At 40.3% G+C, this 13,405-nt stretch carries 12 protein-coding genes and 1 pseudogene; 11 read left to right on the top strand and 2 right to left on the bottom strand.

Features of this window, described 5'->3' with window-relative positions; genetic code table 11:
* Window positions 1–1,027: 1,027 nt before the first annotated feature.
* The 3 genes from rho (at window position 1,028) to ACW0TQ_RS11245 (ending at window position 3,565) form a co-directional block, all read left to right on the top strand.
* Window positions 1,028–2,311: a transcription termination factor Rho gene (gene rho, locus ACW0TQ_RS11255; RefSeq protein WP_042529466.1), complete on the top strand. Its 1,284-nt coding sequence runs from the start codon at window positions 1,028–1,030 to the stop codon at window positions 2,309–2,311.
* Window positions 2,312–2,473: 162 nt separating this feature from the next.
* Window positions 2,474–2,719 (top strand): type B 50S ribosomal protein L31, encoded by a 246-nt coding sequence (locus ACW0TQ_RS11250; RefSeq protein ID WP_042529468.1) that lies wholly within the window; start codon window positions 2,474–2,476, stop codon window positions 2,717–2,719.
* A 222-nt stretch (window positions 2,720–2,941) separates the two neighbouring features.
* Window positions 2,942–3,565: a thymidine kinase gene (locus ACW0TQ_RS11245; RefSeq protein ID WP_042529470.1), complete on the top strand. Its 624-nt coding sequence runs from the start codon at window positions 2,942–2,944 to the stop codon at window positions 3,563–3,565.
* A 370-nt stretch (window positions 3,566–3,935) separates the two neighbouring features.
* On the opposite strand, the pseudogene ACW0TQ_RS11240 reads toward ACW0TQ_RS11245, so the two are convergent.
* A pseudogene (locus ACW0TQ_RS11240) lies at window positions 3,936–5,005 on the bottom strand (RNA-guided endonuclease InsQ/TnpB family protein); the annotation flags it as partial.
* Window positions 5,006–5,140: 135 nt separating this feature from the next.
* Here ACW0TQ_RS11240 and ACW0TQ_RS11235 point away from each other — a divergent pair.
* The 8 genes from ACW0TQ_RS11235 (at window position 5,141) to ACW0TQ_RS11200 (ending at window position 11,687) form a co-directional block, all read left to right on the top strand.
* On the top strand, window positions 5,141–5,551 hold the full coding sequence (locus tag ACW0TQ_RS11235; protein WP_368901272.1) for a hypothetical protein: 411 nt from the start codon (window positions 5,141–5,143) through the stop codon (window positions 5,549–5,551).
* Window positions 5,552–5,871: 320 nt separating this feature from the next.
* Window positions 5,872–6,126: a hypothetical protein gene (locus ACW0TQ_RS11230; protein ID WP_042529474.1), complete on the top strand. Its 255-nt coding sequence runs from the start codon at window positions 5,872–5,874 to the stop codon at window positions 6,124–6,126.
* Between the two features lie 257 nt (window positions 6,127–6,383).
* Complete coding sequence (prfA, locus tag ACW0TQ_RS11225; protein ID WP_042529476.1) at window positions 6,384–7,454, top strand: peptide chain release factor 1; 1,071 nt, start codon at window positions 6,384–6,386, stop codon at window positions 7,452–7,454.
* 3 nt (window positions 7,455–7,457) lie between these two features.
* Window positions 7,458–8,321 (top strand): peptide chain release factor N(5)-glutamine methyltransferase, encoded by an 864-nt coding sequence (gene prmC, locus ACW0TQ_RS11220; protein WP_455725669.1) that lies wholly within the window; start codon window positions 7,458–7,460, stop codon window positions 8,319–8,321.
* Window positions 8,322–8,447: 126 nt separating this feature from the next.
* Complete coding sequence (spoIIR, locus tag ACW0TQ_RS11215) at window positions 8,448–9,041, top strand: stage II sporulation protein R (protein WP_193064708.1); 594 nt, start codon at window positions 8,448–8,450, stop codon at window positions 9,039–9,041.
* A 77-nt stretch (window positions 9,042–9,118) separates the two neighbouring features.
* A complete protein-coding gene (locus ACW0TQ_RS11210; protein ID WP_042529482.1) occupies window positions 9,119–9,520 on the top strand; it encodes a hypothetical protein in 402 nt (133 codons plus the stop codon).
* Between the two features lie 474 nt (window positions 9,521–9,994).
* On the top strand, window positions 9,995–11,023 hold the full coding sequence (locus ACW0TQ_RS11205; protein WP_455725668.1) for an L-threonylcarbamoyladenylate synthase: 1,029 nt from the start codon (window positions 9,995–9,997) through the stop codon (window positions 11,021–11,023).
* A gap of 115 nt (window positions 11,024–11,138) precedes the next feature.
* On the top strand, window positions 11,139–11,687 hold the full coding sequence (locus tag ACW0TQ_RS11200; protein ID WP_455725667.1) for a manganese efflux pump MntP: 549 nt from the start codon (window positions 11,139–11,141) through the stop codon (window positions 11,685–11,687).
* Between the two features lie 191 nt (window positions 11,688–11,878).
* On the opposite strand, the gene ACW0TQ_RS11195 is transcribed toward ACW0TQ_RS11200, so the two are convergent.
* Complete coding sequence (locus tag ACW0TQ_RS11195) at window positions 11,879–13,345, bottom strand: alpha-amylase (RefSeq protein WP_455725666.1); 1,467 nt, start codon at window positions 13,343–13,345, stop codon at window positions 11,879–11,881.
* Between the last annotated feature and the right edge of the window lie 60 nt (window positions 13,346–13,405).

The following is a 13,405-nucleotide window of genomic DNA, read 5'->3' as shown; positions in this document are numbered from 1 at the left end:
AAGGACACATCGAATTTTTACAGCGCGGGGGCTCCCATCCCTCCAACTGCTGTAATTTAAGCCGGCAAGTCCTTTTATTTGCTTTTTAAACATCCTCTAAAAGAGAAGCGGCTTCCTTCTTTTTTATTATATAGCATGTTTTGAGGTATTCGGGCGGCCTGGCAAATACTTCTTATCGATGTATCGTTTTCCTGAATATTTTTAAACGCAGTGATAGAAAAGATACACCTGTCCTCAAATAACTTCTATTGTCGAAAAAGCCTGCAAGATGAGTACATTTTCGATAACTTCAGAATCATAGATAAAAGTCATAGTTAACATGATAAAATTCCTCTATTTTTGACAAAAAAGTCTATTGAATCTTTATTCGTAAAAGAGTATGATAATAGATGTTTAGTCAAACCAAGCAATTTGATAAAAGTCTGACAGGGAAATAGAAAAGGAAGTTTCATTTTACAGAGATATCGTATTCTTACCAAAATACGCAACTCTGATGACCCGCCTTCCTGAAAAGTACTGTCAGTCTAATAAATAACATGGATTGTGTCTGTTATCTCCAGACATCTGCAGCAATATCACAGCTTCTAACTGCTTCTCTCAGCCGGAGCAGGTCTTCTTAGTACTCCTTCCATATCATTATAAGGAAATCCGTTTTGCATACCATGACGAAAATGGTACTTTTACAGTCAAGACGATGATAGATGAAAAAGGAAGTTAGAAAAATTTAAAAATAATACCAGATACATATCGTTTCCGAAAAATAGGAAACGAATGATAAGCTGTCAACGAATCAATCATCCGTTTTTTCTCCATTTGATTAAAATCTTTAGCGGATGAAATTCTAATGAAGCGTATACACGATAAGACAGCAATAGGTAACCAAACGATCAGCTATGGAGAAAGATAGAGATGGTGTACTCCATCAAATTATTTATCATAAAATACAGAAGCTGTATGAAAAGATGGGACAATGTTTATTCGTCCTATTAAAATATATAAAAGAACCTAGAACAGGCGTGGTGATTTAATGGCAACACTGACAATCTCTAGTTTAGAGACAATGACGTTAAAAGAGATTTATGCACTTGCGAAAGATTATAAAATTTCATATTACGCAAAGCTGACAAAGAAAGAGCTAATTTTTGCAATATTAAAAGCGCAGGCGGAAAAAGATGGATTTTTATTTATGGATGGAATCTTAGAAATTATTCCTTCTGAAGGATTTGGTTTCCTGCGTCCAATCAACTATTCTCCAAGTGCAGAGGATATCTATATCTCTGCTTCCCAAATCCGTCGTTTTGATTTGAGAAATGGAGATAAAGTATCCGGAAAGGTACGTCCGCCAAAGGAAAACGAACGTTATTACGGTCTGTTGCATGTCGATGCAGTGAATGATGAAGACCCGGATTCTTCCAAAGAACGTGTCCATTTTCCAGCTTTAACAGCACTTTACCCAAATCGGCCAATCAGGTTAGAAACAGAAACAAACCAGTTATCTACACGTATTATGGATTTAATGACACCAGTCGGTTTTGGACAGCGCGGTTTGATTGTCGCGCCGCCAAAAGCTGGGAAAACGATGCTGATTAAAGAAATTGCAAACAGCATCTCTCAAAACCATCCGCATGCCAAACTGATTATTCTGCTGGTGGATGAGCGTCCAGAGGAAGTAACCGATATTGAACGTTCTGTAGGTCCGGACGTTGATGTCGTTTCCTCTACTTTTGACGAAGTTCCTGAGAGCCATATCAAAGTGTCGGAGCTTGTGTTAGAGCGTGCTATGCGTCTTGTCGAGCACAAGCGTGATGTCATCGTTCTGATGGATAGCATTACACGCTTGGCCCGGGCGTATAACTTAGTTATTCCTCCAAGCGGACGTACCTTATCCGGCGGTATCGATCCGGCAGCCTTCCACCGTCCAAAGCGATTCTTTGGTGCGGCAAGAAATATTGAAGAAGGCGGCAGCTTTACCATTTTAGCGACAGCGCTGGTAGACACCGGTTCACGTATGGATGATGTGATTTATGAAGAATTTAAAGGAACAGGGAATATGGAGCTGCATCTGAATCGTCATCTTGCAGACCGCCGAATCTTCCCTGCTATCGATATTCTGCGTTCAGGAACCCGTAAAGAAGAGCTCTTGGTAGATAAAGCACATTTAGATAAAATGTGGCTGCTGCGGAAAACCATGCAGGATTCCAATGATTTCTTAGACCGCTTCTTAAAACGGATGAAGAATTCTAAGAATAATGAAGAATTCCTGCAGCTGATGGACGAAGAAATGAAACGAAAAGGAATGAATCGTCAATAGAATCAGATGCATTTTGTCTTTTGTTAATAACTTCTATTGCATTTCATTCTATACACTGTTATAATCTTTCTATGTGAGTTTAGGTAGGGTGCATTGCATCGCGAACGACTCTTCGAATAACTCTGTTTCCAAGGGACTCAGGGCAAAAAGGAGTAGAAGAACATGAAAAAGGAAATTCATCCAGAGTACAGAAAAGTAGTTTTTCTTGATACTAGCACGAATTACAAGTTCTTAAGCGGATCTACAAAAGAATCAGACGAAACAATTGAGTGGGAAGATGGAAACACATACCCTCTATTAAAAGTTGAAATCAGCTCTGATTCACATCCATTCTACACTGGTAAGCAAAAAGCTGACAAAGTCGGCGGCCGTGTGGATCGCTTTAAGAAAAAATATAACCTTAACTAATTTTCTGATGAACCGTCTATCGGTTAAAAAGAATTTTTATAAGGAATGGAATTTGGAAAGGACAGGCAAAATGTCTCATTTTGCCTGTTTTTTTACTTTTAATGAGATAAAATATGAAAAATAAGTTTTTTTCATTTATCATATAATAGAAGATAGTTGAGAGTGCTGCCTGAGCTTCTCATTAAAAATAGTTATACTTATTCGCGAGAGGAGTTTCTCCAAATGCATATAATGAAGCGAAATGGCTGGGTAGAATTAATTTGCGGAAGCATGTTTTCCGGGAAATCAGAAGAATTAATACGTCGTGTCAGAAGAGCAACGTATGCGCATCTAGATGTATGTGTATTTAAACCGGCTATTGATAACCGTTATGATGAAACAGCAGTTGTTTCTCATGATGGCAGAACTACTATTGCAAAATCAATCAAGGATGCGGCTGAAATTTTAGAGGAAATAAAGCCCGATGTAGAGATTGTGGCGATTGATGAAGTGCAATTTTTCAATAACAATGTCATTGATGTCATCGAGGAGCTTGTTCGCCGGGATATCCGTGTCATTGTTGCCGGCCTGGATATGGATTTTCGTGGGGTTCCTTTTGAACCCGTACCGCAGCTGATGGCTTTATCGGAATCGGTGACGAAATTAAACGCCATCTGTCCATTATGCGGTTCGCCTGCCAGCAGAACGCAGCGGCTGATTGATGGAAAACCTGCTTCCTACGATGACCCTGTCATTCTGGTAGGAGCTTCAGAATCCTATGAACCGCGCTGCCGTCATCATCATGAAGTACCTAATAAACCAGAAGTAAATGTAGCACAAAATGTTGTAAAACAAGCAAATAGTTAATACGAAAACTGCCGAATCTATATATTCGGCAGTTTTTTATATAATGAAACCTCATTTTGTTGCGATTCCTCCTCGCCACCTTGCAGGATTAGGTTAGAGTTGGAGAAAGGCGCATTGATTACTCTCTTCCATAGAATGGCTTTTGCGATTACTTACCCAATTAAAACCATTGGCAGTTGAGTGAATCGTGTTGGTACTTGTTGTTGGATTTCCTGTTTAAAAATGATATTTTACTTATTTTGGAGTGAACGCCAAACATTCAGTTATATTGTGGTAAATGGAGTTGGAATAATTTAACGAAATTTCTTCTTACATATATAAGCATGTATCGAAATGGAAGTGTAATAATTCTTGGTATAATCATGATACATAGTAAACGCATTTTCGAAAGGTAAAGCCCGCGTTTGATACGCTTCCCTGAAAATACAACGCTTTGACTCTTTTGGTCATAAATAGGGATTTCATCGTTATCAAGAAAACTTGCTTTCGACGTATAAGATTCTTCTGTCAACATCACCGTTATCCCATGCTTTTCTGCTTTGTATGTGATCATTTGAATAAGCAGGCTGTGCGGGATAGCTGTAAAAGATTGGTTATTCCTTTTTCCTATAGCGGCGTGTTGTTTCCAGTCTTTATTTTGCCCGATGATGATGGTATCAATATCCTCTTCCAAGGCGATTTTCACGATTTGAAAACTGGCTTTATGAAAGAGATCTTTGATTTGAAGAAATCGTTTTTGGCTGATTTTCTCCAAACGTTTGGATGTAAACGGCCCCTCGTTTGTATTTTTTCCTTGACGGAAGATCCCTGTATAATAGGCTTTTAGCTGATTATAGCGTTGATTGACGGATTTGATATTTTTGCCCTTCACTAAAACTGGCCTTTTGCCTGTGTTCGTGACAATGGTTGCAAGATTATCCATACCTAAATCAACAGACATAAAACGGTTCTTGGATTCTTTTTTCTCTGCTTTTGCAGGAATTTGAAAAACTAATTCCACGACATATTGACCGTACTTGGGAACGACTCGAACTTGTTTGAGCCTTCCTTCCGAATAACCTAACTTCCCTATATTCAGGCGTGCTTTTGTTTAGGGAACTTCAAGAATTTATTATCTTTTACCATACAATCCTGATTGGAAAAGGTTATTTCTTTTTCTTTGGAACGACAATATCCTGGTATTCTAGGACGTGCTTTAAATTTTACGGGATTCTTTTTATACTCCCGTAAGCTGTCATAAAAAGATATCCAATTTTGAAAGACCATTTTCATAATGCCTTGACTCGATTGAATCGGTAAGGATTGATAATCGTTCTGTTTCATCGATTTAAACAAAGCATTCAAAAAAGGGTACGGGATATATGGATGATCCTTAGAGGCCATCTCAAATAAATGACATTTGATTTCCGTTTGTTCTGATTTGGCTTTTTCCTGTTCTTCATACTAACCGTCAGAATCCTAATATTATTGAGGAAAAATAATTCACAAATCGGGCTAATTAATCAATTTCAGGTCGTTGCACACATGGAAAGAACGGGCAAATACACTGGATATAGGATGAGAGGAGGTTAACGGATGTCTTTTCACTATCCCTATTCGCCCGGCTGGCACCGTTATCGTCAAAATCAGGGAGGGCATACCCGGCAAAAGGAATATCAGAGCCAACGGAGCAATAGCGCACAGGACGCAGGTGTGGAAACGCAAATACAAGGTGATAACTATGGATCAGGCTATGAACTTCCTGTTCAGGATACAGCCAGCCAAAGACCGGGAAGCAATCTATATAAAGCCCATTCCGCTTCTTATCATGATGCATCACCGGATATGCAATACATGATGCAGATGATGATGGATTTAAGAAGCCAGCTGGAGCAGCTTAACTACTTGATTGCACAGAACAATCGACTGCTGCAATTTATGCATGAGCAAGAAGATACCAAATGTATTCAAGGAAGTGGCGGCGGAGCTGTTATTGTACGGATGTGATAACGCTTGGCCGTTTTTTAAAACGTTGTTATAGGAGTAAGGCTGATGAATAATACAGGCGGAGGAAAAGGTAACATTTATTAAAAAAATAAATAACAATACGATAATTGCAGGTGCAATATTTTACATCAGATTCGTATACCACAAAAGAAATCCAAATTAGCTTGGGTTTCTTTTTGATAAAAAGGGTCTTCTTTCTGGACAAATTCTTTTTCAAAGAAATTGTGAAAGTTATCGTAATTTTTGCACAAGTGCTATTACGCTATTCCTTCTCATGATACAATATAAATATACTATGTATCATTCTGGAGGTGAATACATTGAAATGGGAAGAAGTGCGCGACGCATTTCCGGAACAATGGGTTTTAATTGAAGTAGTTCAGGCGCATACTAATGAGCACAGTGAACGCATTTTAGAAGACATGGACCCTTTGAAAAAATTCTCCAACTCTCCAGAGGCAATGAAAATTTGTCAGGAGATTCACCGATACAATTTAGGAAGAGAGGTATATGTGCTTCATACAAGCCGGAAAAATCCCAATATCATGCAGAAAAAAGAAATAAGTATCAGATAAAGGTTAAAAAAATAAACTTTTCTTTTTAGAAAGATACGGAATTGGAAGGGAAAATAAGCGGATGCTGTATATTAAATTAAATAAAGAAGAAATCAAGAAAGAATGCCTATAGACAGGTCATGTATAAAACGTGCCGAGTTTATGGGTATTTTTTTGTTTATCGGCAACCCTGCCATTACTTCTCATCTGGTGTGCAATTGACCCGGATGCTCCCTTATAATATAATAAGACTGTTATGGAGAAAGAGGTGTATTCTTGTGTTAGATCGTTTGCAAGCACTAGAAGATCGGTATAATAAATTAAATGAAATGTTAAGTGACCCGGAAGTAATCAGTGATACAAAAAAGCTGCGTGAGTATTCGAAAGAGCAGGCTGGACTGGAGGACGTTGTCCAGGCTCACCGTGAGTATAGAGAAGTTACATCACAACTGGCAGATGCGAAAGAAATGCTGGAAGATGAATCAGATAATGAAATGCTGGAAATGGCGAAGATGGAAGTATCTGAATTATCGTCCAGAAAAGAAGAGTTGGAGGAACAAATGAAGATTCTCTTGCTTCCTAAAGACCCGAATGATGATAAGAACGTTATTATGGAAATTCGCGGTGCTGCCGGGGGAGATGAAGCTGCTTTATTTGCAGGTGATTTATATCGGATGTACTCTCGTTATGCAGAAGCGCAGGGCTGGAAAATTGATGTGATGGAGGCTAGCTCCACAGGCGTTGGCGGTTATAAAGAAATCATCTTTATGATCAATGGATCAGACGTTTATTCGAAACTGAAGTATGAAAATGGCGCCCATCGCGTACAGCGTGTTCCGGAAACAGAGTCTGGCGGACGGATTCATACATCCACTGCAACTGTTGCGGTGCTGCCTGAAGCGGAAGAGGTAGAGATAGATGTCCATGAGAAGGATATTCGTGTGGATACCTTTGCTTCCAGCGGACCGGGGGGACAAAGCGTAAATACGACGATGTCAGCAGTACGTTTAACGCATGAGCCTACTGGGATTGTGGTATCGATTCAGGATGAAAAATCACAGATTAAGAATAAAGAAAAAGCAATGAAAGTATTACGGGCTCGTATTTATGATAAATTCCAGCAGGAAGCACAAGCAGAATATGATGAAAATCGTAAATCAGCGGTTGGTACAGGAGACCGCTCAGAGCGTATCCGTACGTATAACTATCCACAGAACCGTGTGACAGACCATCGGATCGGTTTGACCATTCAAAAGCTGGACCAGATTATGCAGGGCAAGCTGGATGAGTTTATCGATGCGCTTGTCATGGAAGAGCAAGCGAAAAAATTAGAGCAGATTGGGGAATAATCAATGACCCAAACAAAAATTCATGAAGTCCTTCACCGGGCTTCTCTTTTTTTAGAAAAGGCAAATAGAGAACCAAAAGTGGCAGAAATATTAATCAGACATCATTTAGGGTTATCCAGACAGGAATGGCTGCTTGTTTTGCGTGACCCCATATCTGAAGAAAAACAAATACAGATTGAAGCAGATATAAAAAAGCATGCTGAAACTGGAATTCCCGTCCAGCATTTGACGGGATCTGAGGAATTTTATGGACGCATCTTTCAAGTGAATAAGCATGTGTTAATTCCCAGACCGGAAACGGAAGAGCTGGTGCTTGCTGTAAAGGATTACCTTGCTGCGCAAACCGGACCTGTACGGGTGGTTGATATAGGTACAGGAAGCGGCGTTATTGCGATTACGTTGGCATTAGAATTAAATCATGCAGAAGTCTTTGCTACCGATATTTCAGCTGAGGCGCTTCAAATAGCCAAGCAGAATGCCGATCAATGGGAGGCAGATGTATCATTTCTGGAGGGAGATTTTTTATCTCCGGTTATTCATGAAACCACGCCATTTGATGTGATTGTTTCCAACCCGCCGTATATTGCGAAATCAGAAGCAGCTGCGCTTAGTGATACCGTCCGTGATTTTGACCCGGAGCTGGCGCTTTTTGCAGAAGAGGATGGATTGGCAGCATATCATATGATTATCGAACAAGTGAAACAGCTGCCCTTAAAAAAAGATACACTGCTGGCTTTTGAAATTGGCCATACGCAGGGGGAATCTGTAAAGAAACGGATACAGCAGGTTTTTCCAGGCAGCCATGTGGAAACCAAACAAGATATCAACGGAAAAGATCGAATGGTATTTGCGAGCCATTTAAACTGATGTCTGCATAGCCAGAATAACGAAAAAGTATACCCGGTTTTCAAATATATATTTCTATCAAACTTGTATAAGCAGAAATCTCCTTGTCCAAACTATCTCATAGATAGATGGAAGGGAGATTTTTTTATGAAAAAATTATGGATGGCAATGGCACTTATATTTTTATTATTATCGATTATTCCAGTAGTTAGTATAGCAAAAGAATTGCAAAATAAAGAGCTTGACTATCAGGTTATCCCGGACGAAGCGATCCGGCTGCGTATTCTGGCAAATAGTGACAGCGAGAAGGACCAAGATGTAAAACATAAGGTCCGTGATGAAGTGAATGAAGTCATCACAGAATGGGTGAAGGACATTGATGATATTGAAGAGGCAAGACAGCTGATCGATGACCGGCTTCCGGAATTAGAAGAAGTAGTCAGAGATACACTGGAGAAAGAAAATAGCGATGATGACTTTGAACTGGAATTTGCGGAGGATGTATCATTTCCTGCGAAATTATATGGAGACTACCTTTATCCGGCAGGGGAATATGAAGCGATTTTAGTAACGATAGGAGAAGGTTCTGGCGCCAACTGGTGGTGTGTCCTATTCCCGCCATTATGCTTTTTAGATTTCTTTAACGGCACCTCTGTAGCGGATGGAGATGCAGCAGAAGCAGAAGAGGAAGAAGAGGTCGAAGTAGAATTCTTTTTATTTAAATGGTTAGGCTTGTCATAGATTTGTTCATAGAGGCATACGATGATAGTAAAGCGTAGCTTAAGTTTAATCCAAGAAAAAGAATGGAGGATGGAAAAATGCAAATCTACCAAGTTAAAGAAGCAAAACTAGAGCTGATAGAGAAATTTATGGAAAAGAACGGAACGCTTTTCGGCAAAAAATTAACAAAGGAGAGCTATGTTGTAGAAATCAACGGAAGCATGGAAGGCTGCTTTAATCTGGATATGGTAGATGAATCAACGTATTGGCTGAAGCAATTATATTTAAATAAAGAGCATGTAGAAAAATTATTTGTTGTATTTGAATCTGTTCTCGTCATATCCAGAAAAAATAACGTAAAATGTGTATATGTGCATAATCAAAGCCCGGTTGTGGATATCTTATTAGAGTCTTTACAATTCAAAAGAGAAAGCGATGTCACATTTAAAAATATAAATTCAGAAAAAACAGGGAATTGGTGGGCGTATCAGGTATCCTAATTTCTTAAAAAGGAGAGAAGCTTGATATAACTAGCATAGTTTATTTCGTAATTTGTCAAGTGAAAATTATACACACTATTCACAACAGGGTGTGTATAATTAGGGGATATATGTGAATTATCGTCATTTTGTGGATAAAAACTGTGAATAATGTGCATAAGTTTGTAAAAATACTGCTTTTTTGCGTTTCCGTTGTGTATCGACTAAAATAGAAACGTATAAAGTGAAACTTCATGCAGTGGGAGTTTTACAAAAGCCCTTCGGTGGGAAGAGTAATCGAAGCAATATTGTCAGGTTAATAGCCGCTACGGAAAAATACTGCGCTTTCCCATAGCAGTCTCCGTATTTTTCCTCCGCCAGACAGTTTTTTACTACCTATCTGTAACAAATATAATATTCAATAAAATTTATTAACCTGACAACATTGGTAATCGATCTCCCAGCTTGTTACACTGCGGGAAATGAGGAAAAGTTATGCACACGAAAGTATGGAAAAAGAATGGAACCACTATCATAGACAAAGAGATTCAAGAGGCAGCAAATCTGTTAAAAGAAGGAGAGGTTGTCGCCTTTCCTACAGAAACGGTATACGGATTGGGCGCAGACGCGACGAACGAAGCAGCTGTCCGAAAAATATTTGAAGCAAAGGGACGCCCGCAGGATAATCCATTGATTGCCCATGTTGCGTCAGCGGAGCAGTTAAAAGAGCTTGTCACATATATTCCAGATTATGTGTATCCATTGATGGAGGCTTTTTCACCGGGCCCTTTAACATATATTTTACCAGCAAATGATTTCTGTGCAGAGAATGTAAAAGCGGGTTTATCCACAATCGGGGTGCGAATCCCGAGTCACCCTATTGCGCTTGCTTTATTACAGGCAGCAGGAAAACCTGTTGCGGCTCCCAGTGCAAATGTGTCCGGAAAACCCAGCCCGACTCAAGCGGCACATGTATATGAGGATTTAAACGGAAAAATCAGCGGACTGATTGATGGCGGGCAGACTGGTGTCGGATTGGAATCAACGGTCATTGACTGCACGGGAGAAATACCGGTTATTTTACGGCCCGGCGGAGTGACAAAGGAAAAATTAGAGGCGGAAGCGGGCACTGTGATGATCGACCCTGGCCTTGTTACATCCTCCGCGGACCGTCCCAAAGCTCCTGGAATGAAATATAAACACTATGCACCAGAGGTTCCGCTTTATTTATTTGAAGGAAATCTTCAGGCTTTTAGTGCATTTGTGGATAAGGAAAAGCAGGCAGGGAACAGAATAGGCGTCCTGGCATCCAATCAAAGTGCTGAAATTTTTCCAGACGGCACAAAAGTGCATCTGCTTGGCGGGACGATAGAAGAAATCGCTTCTTCCTTATATGATGGATTGCGGTTCTTTAAGCATGCCAATGTGGATAAGATTGTTTGCGAGACATTTCCGGAGCAAGGAATTGGTCAAGCAGTCATGAATCGTCTGCGAAAGGCGGCAGATCAAATTATAAAAGAATAATCTTTTTAATAGTAGAGATATCCACATTGGTCGTCACGAATATTTCTGAAAACATTCATATAATCCTGTTTGGAAGCATAAAGTGTACAAGCATGCTTCAAAGGGGGACGTATGAATGTTTTTTTCTACCGAATTACTTTCACTGGCCTTGCTTGCCGTTGGTTTAAGTATGGACGCATTCTCTATCAGTTTGGGCTTAGGAATGAATAAAATGCGATTGAAACGGATTGCTATTATTGGCCTGGTAATCGGCAGTCTCCACATGCTTTTCCCGATGGCAGGCATGCTGCTTGGACATGCGTTATCAGAACAGGTCGGACAATGGGCAGCGCTGGCATCGGGAATCCTGCTGTTCTTTATCGGCGTCCATATGTTTTTCTCCGCCTTTCATACATCCGAGGAGTACAGATGGCAGCCGGTCGGCCTCGGATTGTGGATGCTTGCGTTCAGCGTCAGCCTCGATAGCTTTACAGTTGGGTTCAGCCTTGGTATTTCTGGCGTCACGATTATTTTTACGCTCCTTATTTTTGGGGCTGTAAGCTGTCTTTTTACATGGATTGGCTTATTATTAGGCAGACGGCTGCAGGGCTTCCTTGGTATATACAGTGAAATTTTTGGAGGGATTATTCTTTCATGCTTTGGGCTTTATATGTTATTCAGCTGAGCGTAAATGATGAATCGAAATAAAAAGTGCTGGCGGCCGAATTTTCAGAACGGGGATAGGGATAAAACGATATATTCCATATCAATCACAGATGAAAAAAGCACACGCCACCCTATTACAAAAAGGCTAAAACCCCGAATTGCACAGGTTTTAACCTTTTTAACACCTAGTTATGGCTTGATGGGACTAAATTATTCGACGTCTTCTTTTGGAAGCGCCCATATGGACACACTGCCTCCATTGACAGGGAAAACGGCAAAGCCATCTTCTTCAATGGAGATATGCTCGGTTCTTGTTCCGGTCAGGTCGACCCAGACTTCTCCTGCACGATCTTTTCCTGCATACATTCTTTTCTCGCCATCATCTCCGTTTGAGATAATGACGGCACAGCCTGATCGTTCTATTTCCGGGGAGCCGCAGCGAACCCAGCCAATCGTGCTAGGGTGATCGAAGTAGTCTTCCTGTTCACCGTACGCTTTATGATAGCGAGCATAGAGAAGCGGATCAATGGCTTCTTTTTTATCCTCGATTGGATTTTCTCCTCCAATCCCAAAATAATCACCGTAAAAAATGCATGGGTATCCGCCTTCCCGCAGTAAAATAAGGGCATAAGCACTTTGTTTAAACCAATCCTCGACCCAGGATTCAAGTGCTTCATCAGGCTGTGTATCATGGTTATCCACGAAGGTCACAGCATGATGCGGATAGGATTGAACCAGTGTATCGTCAAAAATGGCTGTCAAATCAAAATCGTTGCCGGCTTTAGAAGCTTCATGCAGCTTATCATGCAGCGCGACATCAAATAAATCGATATGGTAATCAACTTGTTCTAAAAATTGCTGGCATGCTTCCAAATCATGCTTCCAGAACTCGCCGACGAAATAAAATTCCTCGCCGTACGTTTGGGCAATCTCTTTTGCAAACACGTTAATAAAATCGTGATTAATGTGTTTCATTGCGTCTAAGCGAAAACCATTGCAATGTAGCGTATCTACTAGCCATTTGCCCCAGCGGATCATTTCTTCCCGGACTTCTGGATGATGGTAGTCGATATTCGCAAACATTAAATAATCGTAATTGCTGAATTCATCATCTACCGCTTCGTTCCATGTTTTATTATCGCCTACAATTCGGAATATACCTGTTCTGTCCTCCTTCGCGTCGTAGTCTGTCCCATTAAAATGCTCGAACCTCCATTTGAAAGAAGAATACGTGTCACCACGTCCAGGGAAGGTGAATTTTGTCCAACCTTCTATATCAAAGGGTTCTGAAATCTCTTTTGTTCTGTCATTCGAATCTACTTCAATCACTTGAAATACTTCTGTTTCATCTGCTCCGGCTTTATGATTCATCACGATATCCGTATACACATGGATATCTTCATCATGACACGCTTTTATCGCCTCCTGCAGCTCTTTTTTTGTGCCGTATTTTGTAGCGGTGCTCCCTTTTTGATCAAATTCCCCCAAGTCGTATACATCATAGGGAGCGTAGCCATTATCTTCAGGTGACATGCCCTTTGTAACAGGCGGAATCCAAACAGCGTCGATGCCTCTGTTTTTTAATTCAGGAGCTGTTTCCTTCAGCCGGTTCCAATGGAGAGCGTCTGCTTCTACATGCCATTCGAAAAATTGAATCATAGTGTGATTTCGCTTCATATTATTTCTCCTCGTTTCTATTAATAAACCTATTAAAGAAAGGGTGTATCTTCCCTTTGT

Source organism: Oceanobacillus sp. M60, from assembly GCF_053839645.1.
This window is presented reverse-complemented; position numbering and strand designations above follow the sequence as displayed.